Source organism: Nitrosospira sp. TNL300, assembly GCF_055385915.1.
In genome coordinates this window covers 726407-749872 of sequence record NZ_AP041005.1, presented here as the reverse complement: position 1 = coordinate 749872, position 23466 = coordinate 726407, and the positions used below count along the sequence as shown (strand labels likewise).

The window sequence follows — 23466 nt, the reverse complement described above, 5'->3', positions numbered from 1 at the left end:
TCTTATTTGGCAACCATATCGATTCTTTTGGCCACCTGCGCCTCCACCAGCGTACTGAATATCCATCCCGATCGGCCATCTGCGGTAAGAATTTGCAACCATTCCCCTCTATAGGCCTCCGCCGTCATTGCCGACTCTTTTTTCAGCACCCCTAGAATCGGAGCCTTCAATCCCGGTTTTTCACGCAACTTACTGTTGACACTAGCACGCAGCGGAACGGGCACCTGGAACAGGACAGTGTGGTGCGGTTCCGAAACCTTGCGCACACGGTTGTTCCTCATCATGTTGATGAATTCTCGCGCCTGAGAGGCATAATCCATTGCACCGGCATAATTTTCCTCCTCATATGCGGCAACCGCAGCATCCAGCAGGCGCTGTGCCTGGGTTTGCAGAATTAACTCTGAACCGGCCATGGAAGATTTCAGGTTTTCCATGCCCATTTCAACTTCCGCAATGGTAGAAGCGGCGGCAGGCCGGGTGGCAAGCCGTCTCAGCCTGACCTGAGCATGCGCGGCGCGGTTACTGGTTTCCTGCAACGTCTTCTGCTGATCCTGCTGCCGCACTTCCTGACTGCGAATATAGGCCTCTTTCTCTGCCAGCAGCTTCTGCAGGCGTTGAATTTCCTGCTGCTGTGCCTCCCTTTCCGCTCGCAGATTGCTGCAGCCGAATTCAAACTGTGCCATTTCACGGGTGAGAGGGAAACTTCCCGTGGCCTCGGGTGCGGGTGAATGCACTTTCTGGATATGGCTGCACGCAGCAATATTCATACCAATAAGCACGAATACGACTCGAGCGGATATTTTTTCCGACCACATTTTCAGATATCTGTAAAGTCTGAGGGCCTGTCTGAGTAATGTCACGATTGTTCAACTCCGATTCTTATATAGAAATACTTTGGATGATTATTATTACCCGACGTCAGGCGCACGTCTGAAAGAATAGATTGTGCGATCTCCGTTTTTAACACGTTCCCGATGATCGCTCGAAACTGGAAAAGCTGGTATCAGGATTAGGATTATATAACCCTGAAAAGCAGACTTCTTCGAGAATCAGCCCGGGTTCACATCATTATTCGAGGGATGGCGAGCGGATCAGGATAGAGAGAGAATGCATATGGAAGTTATTGGAGATTGATGGCAAAATGCCGGGGTTTATGAGAAATACCCGCTTCCGCTAAAAACACCCGCTTCTTTCAAGCTTTACAGGCGGTAACTGATTGACTTTGATTGCCGCCACCCGCATACAGGGGCAAGGCTCTAACTGCTCCACGCCCATTCGCAGGAAATGCCACTGGCCACTGCTTTCCTTGCACGGCTGTCGGACATTCTTGACAATAAATTGGAACAACAAACATGAACCTCATCATACAAGGACTCGAAATCCAGAACAGCGATTTAAGGGAACTGGCAAAACTGGTCGATGCAAACCATATCGAACGTATCACGGGTCAAGCCTTCCGGCTTAAAAATGCAGCCCGGCGGGAAGAAGTGGCCGCATATTGTGCTGAAGCCGGCCTTGATTTTGCTTTCGTCGACCCATCGACGCGGTTATCCGATTTCGGGCTGGTTGCAATGGATATGGATTCGACCCTGCTCGCGATCGAATCCATTGATGAGATCGCGGATATGCAGGGCGTAAAGGCGCAGGTCGCGGAAATTACCCAGAGGACCATGCGCGGAGAAATCGTCTTTGCCGAAAGCCTGCGGCTTCGAACGGCATTGCTGGAGGGGCTGGATGAAGACGCCCTGCAGCGGGTATATGACGAACGGGTTCGATTGAGCCCCGGAGCGGAAAAGATGCTGCAACGCATGAAATCCGCTGGTCTCAAAACCATGGTCATTTCCGGTGGTTTCACTTTTTTTACCGACAGAGTAAAAACCAGGCTGGATCTCGACTATGCCGCGGCCAATCGCTTTGAGGTCTCAAACGGCAAACTGACAGGCAAGGTGTTGGGAGATATCATCGGGGCAACCGGAAAAGGCGAAGTGCTGAAAAAAGTGCGCGAAGAACTGGGACTGAAGCGGGAACAGGTCATTGCCATCGGCGATGGGGCCAATGATCTCAAAATGATGGAGGAGGCCGGGGTCAGCATTGCTTATCATGCTAAACCGGTGGTACAGGCAAGAGCCACTTATGCGCTCAACCATGTCGGGCTCGATGGCGTAGTCAACCTGTTTGAGTGAATGACGGCAGGAGTAGCCGAAATCGGGTTCCAGCCCCAGCCGATCTCCCTAATAACTGAACGCAGCCTCTACCAGATATGTGCGTTGCGGATAGGGGTGAAACACCCAGGCCTTATCGTTATTGAGATTGCTGATGCCAAATGAAAATCGGCTTTTCAGGCCGTTCTGGAACTTATAGCGGTAGCTGGTCTTGAAGTCCATGAAGAAGAAATCGCTCTGGGAGCCAAATACGTTGTTTATATGATCCCCGTTGTCGGGATCGTTGAACGAGTCGCTGGTATATCGGCCTGAGAGAGAGACATCCCAAGCCTCGGTCATATGATAAGTGCCGAAAAAATTGGCTCGCCAGTGCGGCAGACGAATGATCTGCTTACCCGTTAGATTATAGTCAGCGGGTATGCCGTTAGATGTAGTGAAATCCACGAGCGGTCCTTTTTCCACCTTCGCATTCATCCAGGTGCCGTTGAACATGAAATCGAGTTTTGAACCCAATATGCGGCGCTGATCAAAGATCAGCTCGACACCGGTCGTGCTGATCTGGTCAATATTCTGAAATGAACTTCGAGTTTGAATGCCTGAAACTTGCAACACCTGCTGAATGGCGTCCTTGATATCGTCGCGGAAGACGTTCACGCGGATGTAACCCTTGGGCAATCCATATTCCACCATGAAATTATGGTGCACGCCATTCTCGGGCTTGAGTTGCGAATTAGCGGTTAAAATTTGGGTCGGCGTGCCGATCGACTGGAAAAGCTCTGCAATGACAGGAAACCGGTGCGCGCGACCAAAGGAATAACGGACCTTCCATGGTCCAGGCTCATAGCCTAGGGAAACTTTCGGCGAAAGAGCTGATACTTCACGATCAGGCACTACGGTACTGACAGGCGCTTTCGTTTTGGGGTCAATGCCTCCCACAATACCATTCATGGCTGACCACCATTCCTGACGGGCGCCAACAGTAACATCCCAGTCCGGCAAAAAGCGGTAGGCGGATTGCGCGAAGATCGCATGAGTCGAGGTTTGCCCATCATTATTTTTGTCACGCTGCAACTCACCGCGGGTAAGCGTGGCGTAATCGGCAAGAGCGAATTGGCGGAAACTCAGGGTATATAAATCAAAGTGATACCCACCCAGAAGTGATATTTTTTCATTCCCGAACAGCGCGGGCGTGCCCAACTTGAGATCGTAATTCAACCAGTTGAATTTCTTGAAATCCTGGATCTGTCCCGAGCCATCATTTTTCGGGTCGTTTGCGTTGAAAAATGCGGTGGCCCGAGTGTCTTTCAAAACGTCGAAGTAACTGATGGTGGTATCGATGTTCCAGTCAGGGGTCAAGGCACCGCGAAGCGACAAACCCAGATTCAGCGTCTCGCGCTTGTCCTGGTTGCCGCCAAAGCCTTTTTGCACCACGTTGAACCCTGTTCCATTCAGGGAAGCTCGTCCATCCCAGAACGGTTGCCCGGATGTAGTGGCCAGGAAATTTTGCACGTTATTGCCGTTACGCGTGCGGTCCTCGTATGCCACTGTAAAAAGCGCCTGAAGATTGGAAGTAATGTCATACCCGAATTTACCCTTGAACAAGTGGGTATTCACCTTTTCTGGCCCGGTGTCGCCGTAGATGATGCTCGGAGTGCCGCGGCTGTCAAGTACCCGGATACCCCCGCCTACCGCCGTTTCTCCAGGTACATTGCGCAAGCCGGTGTTGTCGATGAAATAAGACATCGGATGGCTCTGCGCTTCCAGCCGGTTGTAGGCAAGAAATACCGTAAACTTGTCCTGAATCCGATTACCGTACGAGACATACTGCCGGTCGCCTATGAACGTCCCTTTGTCCGGCCCATAAATCTTGAACGGCTGGATGAAAAGACTGCTCTCGACGTAGAATTCCTGCTTGTGCGGCATGCGCGTTTTTATGTTGATGACGCCGCCAATCGAGTTGCCGCTGTACTCGGCCGAGAAGGGACCGTACACGACATCGACGGAATCGATCTCGTTCGGGCCTACCAGTGACCAGCGCGGCGCGCCGTTGTAGGTCGCCTGCAGGAAGTTGTGCAAAGGCAGGCCGTCGGCATAAACCATGTTGCGCGCGGTCGAAAACATGTCCGCACCGCGGATGCCCAGAACACCGTTGGGATCGCCCACGTAGCGCTGGCGGATTTGCAGGCTGGGCATGTACTTGAGCACTTCTTCCGTGGTCTGCGCATTCTGCCGCTCGATCTGGGTCCGGGTCACGCGTGTCGAGGGGGAAGTAAAGTGCGTATCCCGCTCCGTCTCCCCGGTGACAACCATTTCCTTGAACACGGTTTCCTTTTGAACCACCGGCGTATCATCTTTCTTCTCCTTGCCCCCCTTGTTCCCCCTATTCTCCTTGTCCTCCTTGTTCCCCTTGTTCTCCCTATCCTCCTTACCCTCTCTATCCTTACCCGGCCTGTCGTTGCCGTCCGATTCACCGGACTGCGGTTGACCGGAAGCGGTGATATCCGTCGTTTCCGCTACCAACGTTCTCGAGCGTGTCTCATTTCCCGCCGGTGAAACGGGTGCATCCGCCTGCATGGGGTTCATGGATGAACTGTTGCCCACCAGGTGAAATGGAATACTTTTCCGGGAAAACTGTTTCGGCTGCTCTATCTCTTGAATCGCCCAGGTTGACGGGACGCAAAGCAGACCAACCAGAGCAAAAGGAATCCGTTTCATGACCTGAATTATCTTTCTCGATTTATTTTATTATTGATAAATACAGCCATGCGGGATGATGCTTGCACTCGTTTTCCGAGCCACGCATCCGCTGCTCGTTGTCTATGCAGAAAAAGGAATTTGGGTTAACCGGAATATCGAGCGGTCACCCGCTCGATCGGTAAAATGCGCAGGCCTTCCTTTGCGGTATTCCAGACGATCAGAACTTTCCTGTTATCGATCAGCGGCACAGGGTAGTCGCTCGCGCCAGCGGATTCCATCAGGCGCATCGGTTCACTCCAGGATTCGCCACTATCATTCGAGTACATCATCTTTGCGGAATAAGCGTTTCCATCGAATTCGCGCCAGGTAAGAATGATGGTTTCCCCAAGGGCAACCACCGAAGCGTGATTTGCCTGTGCGTCCGCGTTGCCTATCGGCCTGGGTTTCGATTCCCAATTGCCATCAATCCGCTTATAGAACAATCCCTGGCCTGCCGTGCCATTTGTGAACCAGACGAGATGCAACTGGCCCCTTCGGTCCGTCGCAAAACTTCCTCCATTGTGCGGACACGCATCGACCTGCCATTCGTCACGGTTTACCCTTCTTATGCCGCCCTTATCGAGATTGACCACGGCAAAATCGCGGGTATTGGCGCCAAATATATTCCGCAGTAAAACGATTGGTCCGTCCTTGCTCCAGGTAAGCGCGGTCCGGCAGCATTCGCACGTGTGCTCCTGGATTCTTCGATTCCGGCCAAAACTCTCGCCATTGTTGAACGATTGCGCGGTATAGAGCGATACGCCCCGGTACTCTTCGCCTTTTTCCCTGGCTGCATCGCGATCCCTCGCGTCCAGCCAGGCAACCATCACCCTGCCGTCCCCGTCGATTGCCAGAGAGTCGAAGCGGTGGCTGGTGACGCGCCCATCGTCATTGAGCGTAACGGGTACCGAAAACGTCCGGCCCGAGTCGATGGAACGCGAAAATCTCACGTTGCCGGAATATTTCTGCGGAAGAACCTGGGTCCAGGTTACAAGTACATTGCCATCGCGCGCAACCTTGATCTTGGGACGGTTCTCGCCATCGATGGATATGTTTTCCGGTTCAGGTGTTACGACTGCGGGTTCGGAAAAACTGTTGCCGCCGTCTTCCGACCAGGAAACCAGCAAGCGCTGGTCGACAACCCTTGCCAGCCATAACCGCCCATCCTGATCCAGGGTCACCCCCACCGCCAACGCGGTCCTGGCGGATTTTGCGGAATGCATTGCCGGATGATGATGGGTTTCACCGGTCGAATGCGGCTCTGCTGCAACGATAGCCGGGGAAACAAGCGATGCCAGAAAGAAGAGTCTGGCAAAACGGGGGATGGCAAACATCGACTTCCTCATGGAATAACGACACAAGAATAATCGATTTCGGAAAGGGTGGGAATGTGACAAATTGTCGCACCTGAAGAGCTTCCGGACATTTTCGGAATGAAGGGCCTTGCAACCCTCCGCTACAGGTGTTGCCAGCAAAATCGGGAATGATCAGGAGTCATGAGCGGACTCTTCCCGCACCCATTTCTGCACGACCAGACTCCCCACCATGTCCCCCTCGACATTGACCGCAGTGCGGAATGTATCCAGCAAGCGATCGACAGGCAGCAGAATGGCGATAGCCTCCGCCGGCAAGCCGACCGACTGCAGCACGACCACCATGGTGACCATTCCCGCGCTGGGTATGCCCGGAGCACCCATGGCAGCCAGCATCGCGGTCAAAAACACGATCATCTGTTGTGCGAGATTGAGTTCTATCCCGACAAGGTTGGCAACGAACAATGCCGCCATGGCCTCGTACAAAGCGGTGCCATCCATATTCAGTGTTGCACCCAATGGGATGACAAACCCGGCAATGTCGCGTTTGACGTGCAGGTGCTGTTCCACGCAGCGTAATGTGACAGGTAAAGTGGCCGAGCTGGAGCTGGTCGCAAAAGCTGTTATCAGTGCTTCTCGCGCACCGCGCCAGAATTTGAGTGGCGTCATTCTCGTGACCAGATAAAGAATCAGCGGAAGCACTACCACCCCGTGCAGCAGCGTGGCTCCAATCACCACAACGATGAACTCGACCAATGTGCTAAGCAAAGCCATGTCCTGTGTGGCAGCGAGTTTTACCAGCAGCCCCATGATGCCGAGCGGAGCAAGGCGCATGATCCAGCCAACCAGCATCAGCATCAGCTCCAGCAGCTCCTGCAGCAGTATGAGGAGGTTGGCGTAGCGCTCCCCGCCCACCACCATCGCAATGCCCAGCAAGAGTGCGAAAACGACCACCGCGAGCACGTTACCCTGAGCCAGGGCTGTCATGGGGTTCTGAAACAGCGAATGAAGCAGTTGCGCAATAAACTCCGTTAAAGGCATGTGCCCGGCCTGAAACTTCTGCATGTCATCCTGGAACATTGCAAGCTGCAGCCCTTCTCCAGGACGGACAATGTTGGCTGCAGTCAAACCCAGCAGAATAGCCAGCGCCATCGAAAGCAGGAAAAAACCAAGCGTTGCTTTCCATACCTTATGCATCTGTCGGTGCGCCCGCAAGTTGGCCACGCCCACTGCGATCGATGTGAACACGAGCGGAATGAGCACCATTTTCAGCAGGTCGATAAACAGCGTTCCCAGCAGCTCGGCGGCATACAACCCGGCCTGGAAAGTGGCTGACTCTTCATCGAGCAGGGATAAACCCAGACCCAGGAAAAGTCCGGTGAATACGCCCCATAATATCTGGGTATTGAGCGAAATTTTTCTCATCGATGCTTCTTTTATGCCTCTTTTACGATTACCGGCTGCTATGTGCGCACGCGTACAGACACTTTCGGGATGACACGCAAGGATAACGCGTCCAGTCCTGAGCTGGAAGCAGGGTATGCGCTGTGCATGAGTGCTGGCGGAGGATGGTCGAAAATCGTTATTATTGACCACTTCCTCCTGGCAATGGACAAACATGGGACTGAAGTATCCAAGCTTGCGCGCTCATAAATCATCAGCGCTATAATCCGATCATGATTTCCGGCTCCTCGATTCCGTACCTGGCACCGCAATATTTGATACCGCCATTCATAGCGTTTATCGTGTCGCTAGGGATGATTTCGTATCTGATCAGGGGGAATATTCTCAAGGTACTGGATCAGCCGAATTCCCGATCGCTGCACACCCGTCCTGTTCCTCGCACAGGAGGCCTGGGACTGATATCGGGAGTTCTCATTTCCTGGGCGTTTCTGCCTGTCAGGCCGCCATTGTTAATATGGGTAGCGATCGTTCTGCTGGTAACGATATCTTTCGCCGATGATGTCCGCGGCTTGCCGGTATGGCCGAGACTTGCCACATACATGGGACTGGGAGCCTGGTTCTCCGCCATGACCCTTGCCGCTACTCATGGCTGGATTGTCGCGGTAGCAGCCGCCCTTGCCGTTACCTGGATGCTCAACCTCTATAATTTCATGGATGGTTCGGATGGAATGGCAGGTGGCATGGCCCTGATCGGTTTCAGTTGCTATGGGGCGACAGCCTGGGTTTCCGGAAATGAGGCCTTTGCGATTGCCAACTTCTGCATTGCCGCAGCAGCAGCGGCTTTTCTGCTGTTTAATTTTCATCCCGCGCGCATTTTCATGGGGGACGCCGGTTCGATTCCGCTCGGATTCCTTGCTGCGGCCTTGGGTATGACGGGATGGATGAATGGCTGTTGGCCCATGTGGTTCCCCGTGCTCGTATTTTCGCCGTTTATTGTCGATGCTTCCGTCACCTTGATAAAGCGCGGGCTGCGGGGGGAAAAAGTCTGGCGGGCGCATCGCGAGCATTATTACCAGCGCCTGGTGCGCAGCGGCTTGGGCCATCGTAATACGGCTCTGATCGGTTACATTCTCATGGCTGCCTCCGCGCTCAGCGCCCTCTGGGCAGTCCGGCAACACACGAGCGTTCAGTTCGGGATAGTGGCGGCGTGGATCGCAGTTTATCTGATCATGATGCGCCTTTGCGATCGCCGTTTACAGCATGGCGCGGACGATTCATAACATGCCGGCACCCAAACTCAACATAAGAACGGTTATTGCATTCGGGCATGATGTCGTAGCTGCCGCCATCGCGTGGTCGCTGGCTTATCTGTTCCGCTTCAATTTCGAGATACCCTTCGTTTATCTGGCATCTTTAGAAGAGATCCTGCCGTGGGTGGTCCCGATACACGCGGCGGCCTTCTTATTCTTCGGCCTTTATCGTGGACTCTGGCATTACGCAAGCCTGCCTGATCTGCGGCGCATCCTGTTTGCCGTATCCGCCTCGGCCACAGCCGTTCCATTGGTGCTATACATGTTGCAGATACTGGTCGGTGTGCCCAGAACGGTGCTGATACTGGCTCCCATCCTGCTGCTGTTCATCATGGGAAGCAGTCGTCTCGCTTACCGGTTCTGGAAGGAACACCGGCTCTACGGCCAAAGTAAAACGGGCGGCAATCTCGTCCTGGTGATGGGAGCAAGTGATGCTGCTGTCGGCCTGGTAAAAGAGCTGGCGCGCAATGTGGAATGGCGCGTCGCAGGTTTCCTTGACGACGATCCGGCCAGGCAGGGGCTGATGCTGCATGGATTCAAAGTGCTGGGCCGCATCAACGATCTGCCGGTGGTAGCTCGGAAACTGGGTGTCGCGCATGCCATCATCGCCCTCACCTCCTCCACTTCAGATCGCCGCAAATCCTATCGCGCCCCCTCTGACCGCCGCCGTCCCGACCGCCTCCTGCGCGACCGCCGTCGAGCCTTGCAAATGTGCGCGGCGGCAGGGGTAAAGGCCTTGATCGTCCCTTCTTATAACGACCTGGTCAGCGGCAACATCAAGGTGTCGCAAATCCGGACGGTCGAGCCGGAAGATCTGCTGGGGCGGGATCCCGTCGTGCTGGATAACGATGGGCTTCACGATTTGCTGACGGGAAAAACCGTGCTGATTACAGGCGCGGGTGGTTCGATCGGATCAGAATTGTGCCGGCAGATCGCCAAATTCACACCGGCCCAACTGGTGCTGTTCGAATTGAATGAATTTGCGCTATACAGCATAGAGCAGGAATTCCAGGCTGATTTTCCCGAGATTCCCATGATATTCGCCATTGGCGACGTCAAGGATGAAGCGCGGCTGTCCCAGGTATTCCTGCGATACAGGCCGGCTATCGTGTTTCATGCTGCCGCCTACAAGCATGTGCCCCTGATGGAACAGGAAAATGCATGGCAGGCAGTGTTGAACAACGTCCGCGGAACCTATGTGCTGGCGCAAGCCGCGATCCGGTACGGGGTGGAGAAATTCGTACTGGTATCGACCGACAAGGCCGTCAACCCCACCAATGTCATGGGCGCGAGCAAGCGCCTGGCTGAAATGGTGTGCCAGGCGTTACAGCAGTCGATTGCATCTTCTGACAGTCCTGCCGAAAACGTCTCCGGCAGAATTGTTTCGGGCGGCAGGCTCGAAAGGAGGCAGGAGCCGCGATTCGTCATGGTGCGTTTCGGTAACGTGCTGGGCAGCGCGGGCAGCGTGATTCCCAAGTTCCGGGAGCAGATTGAAAAAGGGGGGCCGATAACGGTAACCCACTCGGAAATCACCCGTTATTTCATGTCCATCCCGGAAGCAGCGCAGTTGGTCCTACAGGCAGGATTGATGGGCGGCAAGCGGCGTGGAGGCGAAATTTTCGTGCTGGATATGGGTGAACCGATCAAAATCGCCGATCTTGCGCGAGATCTGATTCGTCTTTCCGGATTGAGCGAAGATGAAATAAAAATTGTCTACAATGGCTTGCGTCCCGGCGAAAAACTCCATGAAGAACTGTTGGCGGATGACGAAAATACGCTTCCCACACCCCACCCCAAATTGCGTATCGCACAGACGCGTCAGGTAGACCAAAAATGGCTGGCGGCTCTGCTGGCATGGCTTGACGAGCATCCGGCCCTGAGCGACGAAGAAGTCAGGCGGGAACTGCCCAGATGGGTTCCGGAATACTCGGGCGCGGAATCAATTGCCCCTGTTTCCCAGGTGCTCCAGTCCCGTATCGCATAGGCGTTGCTTCTCGTTGCATTGCCATTGCAGCTTTTGATCAAACTTCTGCTCCAGATCGTAGTATTGATAAAGAATTGCAACTATCTTCCCATTCATTCCCGTCAATTACCGCATGATGAAAACCCAAATCGCTATTATCGGTGGCGGCTTTGCTGGCCTGAACTTGATCAAGCATTTAGCTGGGAAAGAGGAATTTGATGTGACGCTGGTTGACATGAATAACTACCACCTTTTCCCTCCGCTTCTGTACCAGGTTGCGACCGGCTTCCTGGACGTGTCCAATATCGCATACCCCTTCCGAAAATTTTTCCATGGCAAGGAAAACATCCACTTCCGGCTGGGCAAGTTGCAAAAGGTGATGCCGGAAGACAACAAGGTGCTGCTGTCCACGGGCGAGTTGGCCTACGATCATCTTGTTCTCGCCACGGGCACCGAGCCCAATTATTTTGGTATCGAAAATATCCGTCGGGCTGCGCTGCCCATGAAGACGGCAGATGATGCTATAGAAATACGAAATTACATGCTTCAAAAAATGGAAGAAATAACTATTGAGCCTCATGAAATGAGAAGGAAAAAGCCGTTTTCGGTCGTGATTGCCGGAGGTGGCCCGACGGGAGTTGAAATTGCGGGCATGCTGGCAGAGATGCGCAAGAAAATCCTGCACAGGGATTACCCTGAATTGACCGGTCTCCAGCCACGGATTCATCTTGTTGACAGTGCATCCGCTCTATTGGGCGCTATGAGCGTTCAATCGCAAAAATACACCTACGAAGTGCTGCTGAAAATGGGCGTTGAAATACATCTGAATGCCCAGGTGAAGGATTATATAAACAGTACCGTGATTTTCTCCGGCGGAAAAACCATAGAGACGCAAATCCTGCTGTGGACAGCAGGCGTGACTGCGAGGATATTCGAAGGTCTGTCCCAGGAATGTTATGGACGAGGTAACCGCCTGCTGGTGAATGAATATAACAAAGTCAGCGGAACAGGGAACATCTACGCCATAGGCGATACTTGTCTGCTGACCTCGGATAGAAATTTTCCCCAGGGACATCCCCAGCTCGCGCAAGTAGCGCTTCAGCAAGGCAGAAACCTGGCTGCCAATCTTGTTGCCATCATCCGTAATCAACCTTTGACATCGTTTACGTACAATGACAAAGGATCGCTGGCCATTATCGGCAGAAACAAGGCTGTGGCAGACTTTCCCACACCTGCCTTGCATCTCAAGGGGTTCATGGCATGGGCAATCTGGTTATTTGTACACCTTTTTTCTCTTATCACCTATCGCAACCGATTTATGACATTAGCAAACTGGGCAATTGCTTTTTTCACCAAGGATCAATCCTTGAGAATGATTATCAGGCCTCGATCAGATCAATAGAGCAGCAGGAATGGAATGATTGCACAACGCCTGTTAACGACGATGGGAGCGCGCAGGCTCTATCCCCACGAGTTGCAGCGAAGTCGATATCATTTGTGATTCAGGGTTAGCCCCTGGAACTCATGATTTGACTATAAGATCTGACTATAGGAATATAGGAACCCGGATTCATCTAAACTGCTGATAATCCGGGTTCTTGTTGAAGCAGGACAGGTATATCAGATTGATTCTCGGTTTGACGCAACATCGGGAAGCTATTCCTTGCTCCACATTGAGGATATCGAGGAATACGAGAGATTATCTTGTTGCTCCACAAAGCCTAGCTCGGTAGCCTCCAGTGCCTTGCCGTATTGATTTTTGGTGCCGTAACCCGATGCCGTAATGCTCTGTCCGATTTTTAACATTGGCTCGAATTGGTAAGATACTTCGCGCGGAAAGCGCACACTCGTGCCATCCGACAGGATTACTCCATTAATCTCGCCATGCTTGCCGTAATGAAGATGGCGGATTTTCCCCTGTGCGCTCATTGCTAGCAGGCCCACGCTTTGCAAGTGCTTTGGCATCTTCATAGCACCTTTGGAGGGCTCTGACTGAGCCATTAAGGACTGACCGCTGCGGGAATTGGTAATGACATACCCCTTGATCTGACCTGCTGCCTCAGGATAACCCTTGACCTCGACGGTATCACCGGGCTTGACCGAGGCTGTGAGTTGCTCGCCCATGTACTTTGGAAAAGTGACGAGGGTGCCCGTATCGAGGAGAAAACCATCCACTTCGCCGAATGGATTGACCAGCAAGCGACTCACCTTGCCCTCGGCTGCGGGGGCGGCGGGAGTAAAAGCCTGCACGTGAAGGAATTCATCAGCGCTATCCTGCCCCTTTTTAGCTTGTACGGCGGGCGTGAAAGACATTGCCAACATCAATAAAACAGGTAATATATGAGAAGTTTTCATGTTCATCTCCAGTTAGAGGAGTTGCGTAAGGAGTGCATAAGTTATCTATGCAAGCCGTGTGCCATAGACCAGGAGATTGATTAATAAGGAATGTCCCCAATAAGACTATGGCCAATTGTCCGCTTTGGGGACATCGAAGTTCGCCGAACGGACAGATTCGATCTTTAGGGCTCGATCCCGTACTGCCGCAGTTTCGCGTAGAGCAATTGACGTCGGATACCCAGCCGTCGCGCGGCTTCTGCGCGATTGCCGCCGGTTTCGGCAATCGCTGCGCGAATCATCACCTCTTCAAGCTGGGCCAGCGCTTTGGGAAGGTCACTCATAAGCGGGACTCCTGCCGGTAACGCGAGAGGAGCAGGGATTTTAACCAGGCCAAGATCCCCCGCTTCGATCGAAGCGCCTCGGGCAAGAATCATTGCCCGTTCGATTACATTTCGAAGCTCCCTCACATTGCCTGGCCATGAGTGCATTTCAAGATATTGCCGAGCCTCTGCCGAAAGCGCTTTTGGCGTATCGCTTGCCATGGCAAGAAAATGCTCGGCCAGCGGAATAATATCCTCGCGCCGTTCGCGCAATGGCGGTACATGAATATTGATGACGTTGAGTCGATAAAACAGATCTTCGCGAAACCTGCCTTCCGCAACCTGCTGCCCAAGATCACGATGGGTAGCAGCGAGCAAGTGGACATTTACTGCCTGCGCATGCTCCGCGCCCAGCGGTACGATTACTCCTTCTGCGAGCACCCGCAGGAGCTTGGCTTGCAGGTTGACGCTCATATCACCGATTTCATCGAGCAGCAAGGTGCCTCCCTCCGCCTGAGCGAAGATGCCAGCGTGAGCTGCAGCAGCGCCGGTAAAAGCCCCCCTGACATGCCCGAACAGTTCACTTTCCAGTAGTTCTTGGGGAATTGCCACACAATTGATGGCGACAAAAGGGTGCGATGCCCGAGCGCTATGCTGATGCAGAGCACGTGCGACTATTTCTTTACCGCTTCCGGTTTCACCGGTAATGAGCACTGTGGCCTCGCTTGCTGCCGCACGCCCGATCAACTTGACGGTTTCCCGCATTCGCTCGCTGCGCGCAACAAACTCGCCTTCGCCAGGAACTGGATTTTGCCGTATTGTCCTGCTGCTCGAAGCCAAAGCTGCTCCAAGCGTATTTTCAACTGCCTGACGGCCAACGGGCTTGGCAAGATGCTCAAAGGCGCCCAGCTTCATCGCCTCTATCGTGTTATCGACGCTGGTGTAGGCAGTTAGCATGACAACCGGGGGGGTATCGCCGGACAGCCGCTTGATAGCGCGCAGGACGTCCATGCCTGTCATATCAGGCAGGCGAAAGTCGAGAAAAACAGCGTCGATACCGCCTCGCTTCAGGAACGATAGTCCACGCGTTCCGTCAGCAGCCAGGAATAATTCATGGCCCAGGCCCGACAAGGTTTCCGCAAGGCTTTCGCGAAAACTGGCATCGTCATCGATAATCAGGATGCGAGCCATGGAATCTCCAGCTCAAAGCATGCGCCCGAAGCCTTACGCAAGTAACGGGCCGCGCCTCCATGCGCAACTGCAATTTCTCGCGCAAGCGCCAAACCGAGCCCTATTCCGCCCCGACGCCCTGAGGTGAAAGGTTCGAAAAGCCTGGGTTCTATGTCAATGGAGACACCGGGACCTGTGTCGCTGACCTGCAAGATCATGGCAGTATCGGAAGCGTTTTTTTTCGCAGCCACGGTGACAACGCCTCCCCGCGGCGTATGCTGGATCGCATTGGCGATGAGATTATCCAGCGCACGACCAAGCGAAAGCGGATCGAAACTCCACGACTCGACGTCGACTTTTGTTCGAAGATCAATCCCCGCAACCGCGCTTTGTTCGACAAAAGCATCGACTCTTTCCATGAGCCAGCTCGGAACGCACACCAACCGCGAATGGGTACTGACCGGTTCAGCCTTTTTCAGCAGCTCTTTCACGGTTTCATCCAGACGCCTTATCTCGCGCAGGACGAACTCCAGCGCTCGCCGTTGGCTATCCGGTTGCGCCAGCGCATTTTCCGCTTTGAGTTGCATCGCTGCAATCGGGTTACGAACCTCATGGGCCACTGCTGCTGCCATCCGTCCCAAGGCAGTGAAGCGTTCTGAACGCTCAAGCAGGGTGCCAAGCTCGGCGGCATGCGCGCGCTCGGTATCGAGTCTAGTCCGAAACTGGTTAAATGCGGTGACGACACGATCAAGCTCTGCATCTCCCGTCGCCGCAATTTCCCGCGATGCATTGGTAGAATTTTCCGCCAAATCCCGTTCGACCCGGGTAAAGTATTTACTCCAGTCATAAAGACTGAAGGTCAACCAGAGGCCCGAGATTATTACAAAAGCAAGCAAGAGGCCCAGCCCGCGGTTTACTTCGTCGTAGGCCTTGCCTGCGGCAAGCGGCGAACGCGCCATTGTCCAAGCCGCCAGATGCCTTTCTGATTTTACGGGGCAAGCCGCCAGCACCACTATTTCACGGCTTCCACTGAGCACATCGACCACGGGCACACCCCGAGCAACGCTCCTGCCGGCAAGCGCTTCGACCCGTTTGCGCTCAGTGAACGGAACATCTTTTTTTTTCTCGGTACCGACATGACTGGGAAAGGCATACGCGACAAATCTGCTCGAGGTATGCCAAAACCCGCCCTCAACACCCGGCAGATCATCCAGAATCACATTCAAAACTGCGTTCATCAACTCCCTGTCGACAATATCCTCGCCCGGCTTGACCGAGCGGGCATATTCGGTCTGAAGAGCGGCACACGCTTGGGCGGTCTGTTCCACCGATTTCTGGGCTCGCACTTCGCTGCCGAGCTGATAGACCTCGCGAATGATGTAGGCAAGCGCACCGCTTACCACCAGCATGAACAGCCAGAGCAATAACAAGCGCCACCGAAGAGCCAGAGTGACTCGCAAATCGATTCCTTGCAAACGTCGCGGTTATCTGGATAAAGTCCCCTGCTCCACTGGGAACTCGACATAAAGCAGTTCCAGCTTTTCTTCCTTCAAAACTGCCAGAAACGTTGGCCTTCTTCCTCAATCAGAATTGCCTTGCTCACGCACTATATTGTGGAGAGTGAACGCAGTCATCTCGAACTGAAAACAACATCCTGTTCGGCATGTACGGGATAAATTCCTCTTTTTGCCTATCTATAGTTAATGCTTAAAAAGTGATCTCACCCACAGAGGGATTAACGAATGGTAGTGCGAGCATCTAAAAACCCGGCTTCCTGCTTTTTAGCCAGGCTTCAAAATCATTTGCCATCATGGGCTTCGCGTATAGATAACCTTGGCTTTCCGCGCAATTGATGTCTTGAAGAAAGCGAGCTTGCGCTTCTGTCTCTACACCTTCCGCTATTACACGTAAGCCAAGGCTGAGTCCCATTGCCACAATGGCGCAAATAATAGCTTTGGCGTCGGTGTTCTCGGGGAGATCACGAACGAAGCATTGATCTATTTTCAGCCGGTCGATGGCAAACTGCCGTAAATATGACAAACTGGAATAGCCGGTACCGAAATCATCAATAGCCAGTTTTATACCGTGAGATTCCAGGATACGCATTTTCTGTGCGACCGATTCCACTCCATGCATCACGACACTTTCGGTTACCTCGAGTTCCAGGCACTCTGGCGAAAGGCCGGTATCTGCAAGTGCGCGCAGTACAACATCTGTGAAGTCATTCTGGCGGAATTGCACTGCTGAAACATTTACTGCAATTGTTCCCTCAAATCCCTGCTGCTCATGCCACTGGCGTGCCTGCAGGCAGGATTCCCTCAGGATGTGCTCACCGAGAGACAGAATTAAACCGCTGTCCTCGGCTACAGGAATAAAGCTCGCAGGCGAGACTAATCCCTGCCCAAGGCGTTCCCAGCGCATGAGTGCCTCCGCACCTACGACGCGTCCGGTAGCAAGCTCTATCTGTGGCTGATATACCGGGAAAATTTCGTCACGCGCAAGAGCGCCGCGCAGATCATGTTCAAGGCTGAGCCGCTCGACTGAGGTAGAAGCCAAGTCTTCAGAATAGAACTGATAGCGGTTCCTGCCATCCCCTTTGGCCGAATACATCGAGGCGTCAGCATTGCGCATCAAGCTGCTGGCGTCCTTACCGCTATCCGGATAAATGCTGATCCCGATGCTCGCAGTCAACAAGAGTTTATGCTGTTCTATTTGATAGGGCTGAGACAAGGCTGCAACAAGCTTCTCGGCGACTCGCGCTGCGTCCGTAGCTGTATGAATCTGACCTAGCAGGACAATAAACTCGTCACCTCCTAGCCGACTGACTGTATCGGTTTGGCGAACCGCAGACTGCATACGTCCTGCAACCGCCTTAAGCAGCTTGTCGCCGATCTCATGACCGAGCGAATCGTTGATCAGCTTGAAGCGATCGAGGTCCACGAATAGTAACGCCAGCCGGAAGAAATATCGGCTAGCGTTCTCGATCGCGATCCTCATGCGGTCAGCAAGCAATGCCCGGTTGGGCAGCCCGGTCAGCGAGTCGTAATGGGCGAGATATTCGATACGTTCTTGTGATTCCTTGCGCTGAGTGATATCCCGCGCAATCTTCGATGCACCAATGATGTTGCCGGCGCTATCCTTCATCGGCGATATCGTGACGGAGACATCAACCGGTTTCTTGCCCTTTCTCCATCGCACGGTCTCAAAATGATCCGTGCGTTTCCCGCTCTTGATGAGGCTCATGATTCTATTCTCTTCCTCCAGGCGGTCGGGTGGAATCAGTGTCAAGACGGAAGAGCCTATTATTTCACTGGAACGATACCCAAAAAGCTCTTCTGCCGCACCATTCCAACTGGTAATAATGCCGTTTAGATCCTTTACAATGATTGCATCGTTCGAGGACTCGACGATTGCCGCTAGCTGCGCTTTGTAGCTCTCCCCCTGCCTCCGTTCAGTAATGTCCCTGAAACTCCAAACGAGCACGACGGTAAATCCTTCCAGAGTTTTGACTTTTGCACATCGCTCAAATATCCGTCCATCGCGAAATTCAAAGACATCAAAGCTTTCTGGCGCCAAAGTCGCATAAATTTCCTCGATTGAACGCAGGAATCGCTCGGGATCTCTTAATTGCCCTGCACAATATCCGAGGATTGCGTGATGGCTCGCATGAGTCAGGAGCTCACTTGGAATGGGCCACATATCCACGTAAAGCTGGTTGTAGCAAAGCACCTTGCCCCGCTCATCTGTCACCAGAAGACCGTCAACGGTTGCCTCTATCGCTGCTTTCAGCACGGGGAGTGAGTTATTCAATTCAGACTCTTTTTTCATGCCTTTTCATTTCTCTTATCTATGTCTATCTGTCCTTTCCTCCTTCTGATCGGAACGATTGATCCGGAATCCAGCCCACGTCCAACAATGGCATGCTTTGAACATCACTTGATACCGGCTTCAGCCGATATGACGTTCGTACTGTTTGCTCGCTGACTCAAATAGTTGGAGCTTTTGATTGGAAAAACCGGTTACGAAACTAGTGAAGGAGTATCTACATCCGGCTGGATACAGAATTCAATAAGAAGAGCAGGACATTTTTTGCCTAAACGCACAATAACTCCAAAGTGTTCAAAGTTCTGTTCGTAACCTCACTTTCTCCAGCTTCCGATGCCGACCGGCATTCGAGATGACATACGGCGCTCAGGCGGTCATCAGTTCTCACATGTCAGCCGACCGCTCGTTTTCCTTGTCTGATACGTATTGACTCAAACTACCGACAGACCTACCAATATGACGATAGCAGGAAAATGACATATGCCAGGCGCTCCAGGTGCAAGGCGAGATCGAGTTCCTGGATCAACCGGTCAAAAGGGGACATAATGAAATGTCGGGGGACTGCCTTTAGCAGGCGACCTAATCTTACTTATTTGCCGGAGTGTTTGGTCCGTTGATCAATAAGCTATTTGGGCTTCTGATCAACAACTGGCGATGGCAAATAGAACCCTCATGATCTGCTCACAAGTCACCGGGCTGCCACTGCGGCTTTTGAACCAAATAATCTGCGAACCAGGCGGATATAAGCTCCATCTCTTGCCATCAACTCTCGATGTGAACCCCTCTCCACGATGCGCTCTTTGTCCACCATGACAACCTGGTCTGCTTTCTCCAGCGTGGATAAACGATCTGCAATAACGAGCGTGGTACGGCCTTGCATCGCGGTATCCAACGCTGCCTGCACAAGAGGTACCGCCTCCGGCTCCATCATTCCAAGCTTCTCGTTCAGGATCAATAGAGGCGCATTTTTCAGAAGCGCCCGCGCAACGGCGATGCGCAGCCGCTGGCTGACGGGAAGTTCCACGCCATCCTGCCCGACCACGGTCTGCAACCCATCCGGCAGCCTCCGGATGAACTCGGATGCGTGAGCGGCGCGAGCTGCCCATGTAATCCGTGCTTCGGTGGCGCGCCCCATTGAACCATATGCAATATTCGCCGCGACAGTGTCATTGAACAGCGCCGCGTGCGGAGATACCAATGCAATATTGGCTCGCAAGCTCGCCAGCGTGATGTTCCTGAGATCATGCCCGTCCAGAAGAATTCTCCCGGATGTGGGATTGAGGAAACGCGGCACCATACAGGTAAGTACATCCATGGTTTCCGCGCAACCCACCACCGCCACTGTCTCACCGGGCTGAATGATCAAGGTAACGTCGCGCAATCCGGGATGAAGTCCACTCCCCCCTGCTGCCGCCGGATCGGAACCCGCCAGGGAATGAACCTTTAACGAGGCGCCTGGATTCCGCTCCGCAGGCTCGCCGTAACCGACCTCCTCGAATTGCAGCTCCCCGCGTGCCCGCTGAATAACGATGGTTCCTGTCTCCGGCTCCACCTCTCCGTCAAGTAATGAAAACAGGCTTCCAGCCGCGAGCAGCCCGCGTTGGAGCGTTTCCCCCACTTCAGCCATTCGCTTCGCGGGAGCAATCAGCAGCAGAATGGCCGCGATAAGAGAAGCAAAGCTTCCTGCCGTGATTTCACCGGCAACTGCCTCACTTGCGGCGAAATAGAGGGTGAGCGCTACGGCAGCAGCACCGATGGTTTGTATCAAAGGAACATAAAGAGAGGCAACAGCAACCCGTTTCATGAAAAATCGGCGTGTCTCCTCCGCCTGCTCTCTCATGCGCCGGTTCTCATACTGCTCGCCGCCATAGAGCTTGACCACCATGAAATTCACTGCAGAGCCCTTCAGAATCCGGGTGAGGCCCTCCATCGCTCGCCCGCTTTCCCGTCCCATCTCGCGCAGTTGTTCTCCAAGCAGTTGCGTGACCAGCAGAATCACGGATGACATCAATAAAACCAGCAAGGCAAGCGCCCAGTTGAGATAAAACATCCATGCAAGCAAACCAATGACAGTGAAGGTGTCTTTGATCATCACCGTCACCACCTTGACAAAAGCGCGCGCCACTTCCGGGGCATCGGATGTTATCCTGGAGACATAATCGACCGAAATGTGATTGCTGCCGGGGCAGGATTCGTAATACGAATGCGGCAATACAAGCAGCTTGTCGAATATCTCGCAGAGCAGATCCGCCACCAGCTTGCTGCCTGCCCAATGGAGTACGTAAGTCGCGAGGTGTCCGGCTACCGCGCGCACTGCAAACAAGCTGATGATTCCCAGAAGCACGAGTTGCAGCAACTCGGGGTTCTTGTTCGCGATAACTTCGTCCATAATCGGCTGCACCAATGCCGCCAGCATGGGAACGGTCGCCGCTGTCGCAACCATGCAAGCTGTTGCAAGGATGAGCGCATCCCAGTACGGCGCGACGTACTTCATCAGGCGCAGGCATAATTGGCGGGTGCCGCTATTTTGTGTGTCTTGCATGAGACGTACAGGCCGAATCGCGGAAGCAGATGCGGCAGGTTCGGCAAAAGCCGTATTATGGCACTCGCCTTGGCGGCGGATAAAGTGTGGAAAGCGACGAGAGTTCAGGAAACCTTTGTAAAATCCCCGCCTGACCCATTCTGACCCGTTGCTGGCGAAATCAGAATGATCATAAAGCGCGCGACAAACGTATAGGCCGACAATTTACATGGAGAGCGACGCCATGAGGCGCAGAAAATACAGCCAAGTGGCAGCGAGGGTGCTAGCCGGGGGCTTGGCGCTGCCGGATCGGAGCGTACTCAGATACTCAGGGGAGCTCAGTCGAATTGATACTTTACCGTGAGCCAGACGTTGCGTTCCCGGGCAGGCAGTGCGCTGAAGCTCGTGCCCGCCGAATTGCGAATGGCATAGGAAAAATACTTTTCATCAAACAGGTTGTTCACGGCCATGCTCAACAGCAGTTTCCTCATCTGATGAGTCACCTTGAGATCTACAGTGACATAATCCGGCATACGGCGCGTGGCGGTATTGGCTTGATCGTTATCGAAAACCTGTTCACCTACATAATTCATGACCACTGCCGCGCGGGTATTGGAACCCAACCGGTACGTGCCGCCAGCCGAAACCTTATGACGCGGCACCAGCGGAACGAGATTGCCGGCTACATCCACACCGCCAAAATCTCCCTTCCGAAAGCGTGCATCGATAAACGTATAGTTGCCGAATACATCGATTGCGCTCGTCACTGTCCATGAGCCTTCCAGCTCAAAACCCTGCCGCCGCGTGGGCGGCAGATTGACGTTGGCAAAGAACAGGAACGGGTCTATGTTTATGAAGCTGATTTCGTTGTTGAGGTTGGTTCGGTAGAGCGAAGCGCGCGCGCGCAGGGACTCTCGCTTGTAATCCAGTCCGAGTTCTCCGGTATGGGCAGTTTGCGGTTCGAGAATCTTCACTCTGGAATCGAACATTGGACCGCCAAACTGGTTGAAGTTTTCGTCTACCGTAGCTATCCGGAAACTGCGGCCGAATCTGCCATAAACCGAAAAAGCTTCTCCCAGAGGGTGACGAAGACCTGCATCATAGGCATAAACCATACGGCTCTGCCGGCCGCTGGCGTAGGCGGCGGGATTGAGATGGTCGCTCGCCCGGTTATCCACCCAATGCAACCGCCCCCCAAGGCTGAGAACGGTACCTTTAGGTAAAGTGGAGGCTTGTTGAAAATAAATCGCACGGTTTTGCTGGGTCGCCACTACATCCGTTTCCGGGATATCGGCGGATGCCGAACCTGGCACTGTTTCCGGTCCGGTAAACCGTCTCGATCGATAATCCCACCATTCCAGATTCGCGCCCAGTACCAGTTCGTGCTCCATGCCGAAAGCCGTGAATGGCAGCTTCATCCTCGGATTGAACAGCCACTGGTCGGAGCGGGAATTGACGAATGTTTTAGAGTTGAAGCCATCCAGATGGTAATCGTCGAATAATGCAGTACGATGGTTATCCCGGAATGAAAAGTCTGCGGCAAGATCACCGAATCCCGTCTCTTTCTCTCCTCTCAGCGTGACGTATGCACCTTCGCGAGTGCTGAAATCGCGCGGCGTCGAGGTGCCTTTCCGATCGGTTCGCAACTGCGCTTCAGTGCGATTGGCGGGCAGTTCCAGCCTCTGATCATCCAGACCGAACTTCAGTAACGCCCTGCCGCTGCTGAACCGGTAACGCAGATCGCCCTGCAGATTCGATTGACGAAGCGCATTATTCACGCGGTAGTTGTCTGTTCGCAACGCATTCCCCGTGAGCGCCAGTCCGATGTTCCTCCCTGCCGCGTTGAATGTTCCGTTGAATTCCGTGCCGCTGTAACTGCCGAAGGAAACTCCCCCCGTACCTGATATGCGACCGGGACGGGCAGCGCGTGTAACGATATTGATGACACCGCCGGTAGCACCTGCTCCATAAACTACGCTGCCGCTGCCGCGCAATACTTCGATGCGCTCAATGGTATCGAGAGGAATCGTCGACCAGCGAATACCAGTCAGTTCATTTTCGTTCATGCGTTGACCATCCAGCAAAACCAGAGTGTTTTCGTTGCCGGTGATGCCGAATCCGCGCATATCGATCTGCGGATCGGGGCTGCCATCGACATTTCTCGTGTGTATGCCAGACAATTGTTGCAGCAACTCCGGTAAAGTCGAGGCAGCGCTGTTTCTGATCTGTTCCGCATTGACGATGGAAACTCCGGTAGGCAGCTTGTCGATGGGCTCGCTGAAGCGGGTTGCTGTCACGACCACGTCCGGGAGCAATCGCTCCGCCGGATCGCCGGACACGGCAAACGCCCCTGAAGGAACGGAAATGAAGACCCATGGCACGACATGCCTGCGAAACAAACCCAT

15 protein-coding genes are annotated in these 23466 nt (G+C 53.6%); 5 read left to right on the top strand and 10 right to left on the bottom strand.

The annotated features are described in order from the left end of the window. Positions 1–2: 2 nt before the first annotated feature. Positions 3–779, bottom strand: coding sequence for an SH3 domain-containing protein (locus ACZ5BW_RS03395; protein WP_464542528.1), 777 nt, complete (start codon positions 777–779; stop codon positions 3–5). A 573-nt stretch (positions 780–1352) separates the two neighbouring features. On the opposite strand from ACZ5BW_RS03395, the gene serB reads away from it, so the two are divergent. Then, a complete protein-coding gene (gene serB, locus ACZ5BW_RS03390) occupies positions 1353–2183 on the top strand; it encodes a phosphoserine phosphatase SerB (protein WP_464542526.1) in 831 nt (276 codons plus the stop codon). A gap of 48 nt (positions 2184–2231) precedes the next feature. Here the strand turns inward: serB and ACZ5BW_RS03385 are convergent, their stop codons facing one another. The 3 genes from ACZ5BW_RS03385 to ACZ5BW_RS03375 all read right to left on the bottom strand — a co-directional run bounded on the left by ACZ5BW_RS03385 (position 2232) and on the right by ACZ5BW_RS03375 (position 7636). Further along, positions 2232–4877 carry a TonB-dependent receptor gene (locus tag ACZ5BW_RS03385; protein WP_464542524.1) on the bottom strand — a complete coding sequence of 882 codons (2646 nt, stop codon included), beginning with the start codon at positions 4875–4877 and terminating at the stop codon, positions 2232–2234. Positions 4878–5002: 125 nt separating this feature from the next. Next, positions 5003–6232 (bottom strand): sialidase family protein, encoded by a 1230-nt coding sequence (locus ACZ5BW_RS03380; RefSeq protein WP_464542522.1) that lies wholly within the window; start codon positions 6230–6232, stop codon positions 5003–5005. A 153-nt stretch (positions 6233–6385) separates the two neighbouring features. Next, positions 6386–7636 carry a dicarboxylate/amino acid:cation symporter gene (locus ACZ5BW_RS03375; protein WP_464542520.1) on the bottom strand — a complete coding sequence of 417 codons (1251 nt, stop codon included), beginning with the start codon at positions 7634–7636 and terminating at the stop codon, positions 6386–6388. Between the two features lie 42 nt (positions 7637–7678). Between ACZ5BW_RS03375 and ACZ5BW_RS03370 the strand changes: the two genes are divergently transcribed. The 4 genes from ACZ5BW_RS03370 (at position 7679) to ACZ5BW_RS03355 (ending at position 12290) form a co-directional block, all read left to right on the top strand. Continuing rightward, on the top strand, positions 7679–7864 hold the full coding sequence (locus ACZ5BW_RS03370; RefSeq protein WP_464542517.1) for a hypothetical protein: 186 nt from the start codon (positions 7679–7681) through the stop codon (positions 7862–7864). A 23-nt stretch (positions 7865–7887) separates the two neighbouring features. Beyond that, positions 7888–8895: an MraY family glycosyltransferase gene (locus tag ACZ5BW_RS03365; RefSeq protein WP_464542513.1), complete on the top strand. Its 1008-nt coding sequence runs from the start codon at positions 7888–7890 to the stop codon at positions 8893–8895. A gap of 1 nt (position 8896) precedes the next feature. Beyond that, positions 8897–10909, top strand: coding sequence for a polysaccharide biosynthesis protein (locus ACZ5BW_RS03360; protein WP_464542511.1), 2013 nt, complete (start codon positions 8897–8899; stop codon positions 10907–10909). A 112-nt stretch (positions 10910–11021) separates the two neighbouring features. Continuing rightward, positions 11022–12290, top strand: coding sequence for an NAD(P)/FAD-dependent oxidoreductase (locus ACZ5BW_RS03355; protein ID WP_464542509.1), 1269 nt, complete (start codon positions 11022–11024; stop codon positions 12288–12290). A 254-nt stretch (positions 12291–12544) separates the two neighbouring features. Here the strand turns inward: ACZ5BW_RS03355 and ACZ5BW_RS03350 are convergent, their stop codons facing one another. From ACZ5BW_RS03350 to ACZ5BW_RS03325, 6 genes are all read right to left on the bottom strand, one after another. After that, positions 12545–13243, bottom strand: coding sequence for a hypothetical protein (locus tag ACZ5BW_RS03350; RefSeq protein ID WP_464542507.1), 699 nt, complete (start codon positions 13241–13243; stop codon positions 12545–12547). Positions 13244–13407: 164 nt separating this feature from the next. Then, a complete protein-coding gene (locus ACZ5BW_RS03345) occupies positions 13408–14736 on the bottom strand; it encodes a sigma-54-dependent transcriptional regulator (protein WP_464542505.1) in 1329 nt (442 codons plus the stop codon). After that, positions 14721–16175 (bottom strand): sensor histidine kinase, encoded by a 1455-nt coding sequence (locus ACZ5BW_RS03340; RefSeq protein WP_464542503.1) that lies wholly within the window; start codon positions 16173–16175, stop codon positions 14721–14723. The genes ACZ5BW_RS03345 and ACZ5BW_RS03340 overlap by 16 nt, the downstream gene beginning before the upstream one ends. A gap of 298 nt (positions 16176–16473) precedes the next feature. Then, entirely contained in the window at positions 16474–18543 is a 2070-nt protein-coding gene (locus ACZ5BW_RS03335) for a putative bifunctional diguanylate cyclase/phosphodiesterase (protein ID WP_464542501.1), read from the bottom strand. 685 nt (positions 18544–19228) lie between these two features. Continuing rightward, positions 19229–21082 (bottom strand): ABC transporter transmembrane domain-containing protein, encoded by a 1854-nt coding sequence (locus ACZ5BW_RS03330; RefSeq protein WP_464542499.1) that lies wholly within the window; start codon positions 21080–21082, stop codon positions 19229–19231. A 317-nt stretch (positions 21083–21399) separates the two neighbouring features. Further along, positions 21400–23466 (bottom strand): TonB-dependent receptor, encoded by a 2067-nt coding sequence (locus tag ACZ5BW_RS03325; protein WP_464542497.1) that lies wholly within the window; start codon positions 23464–23466, stop codon positions 21400–21402.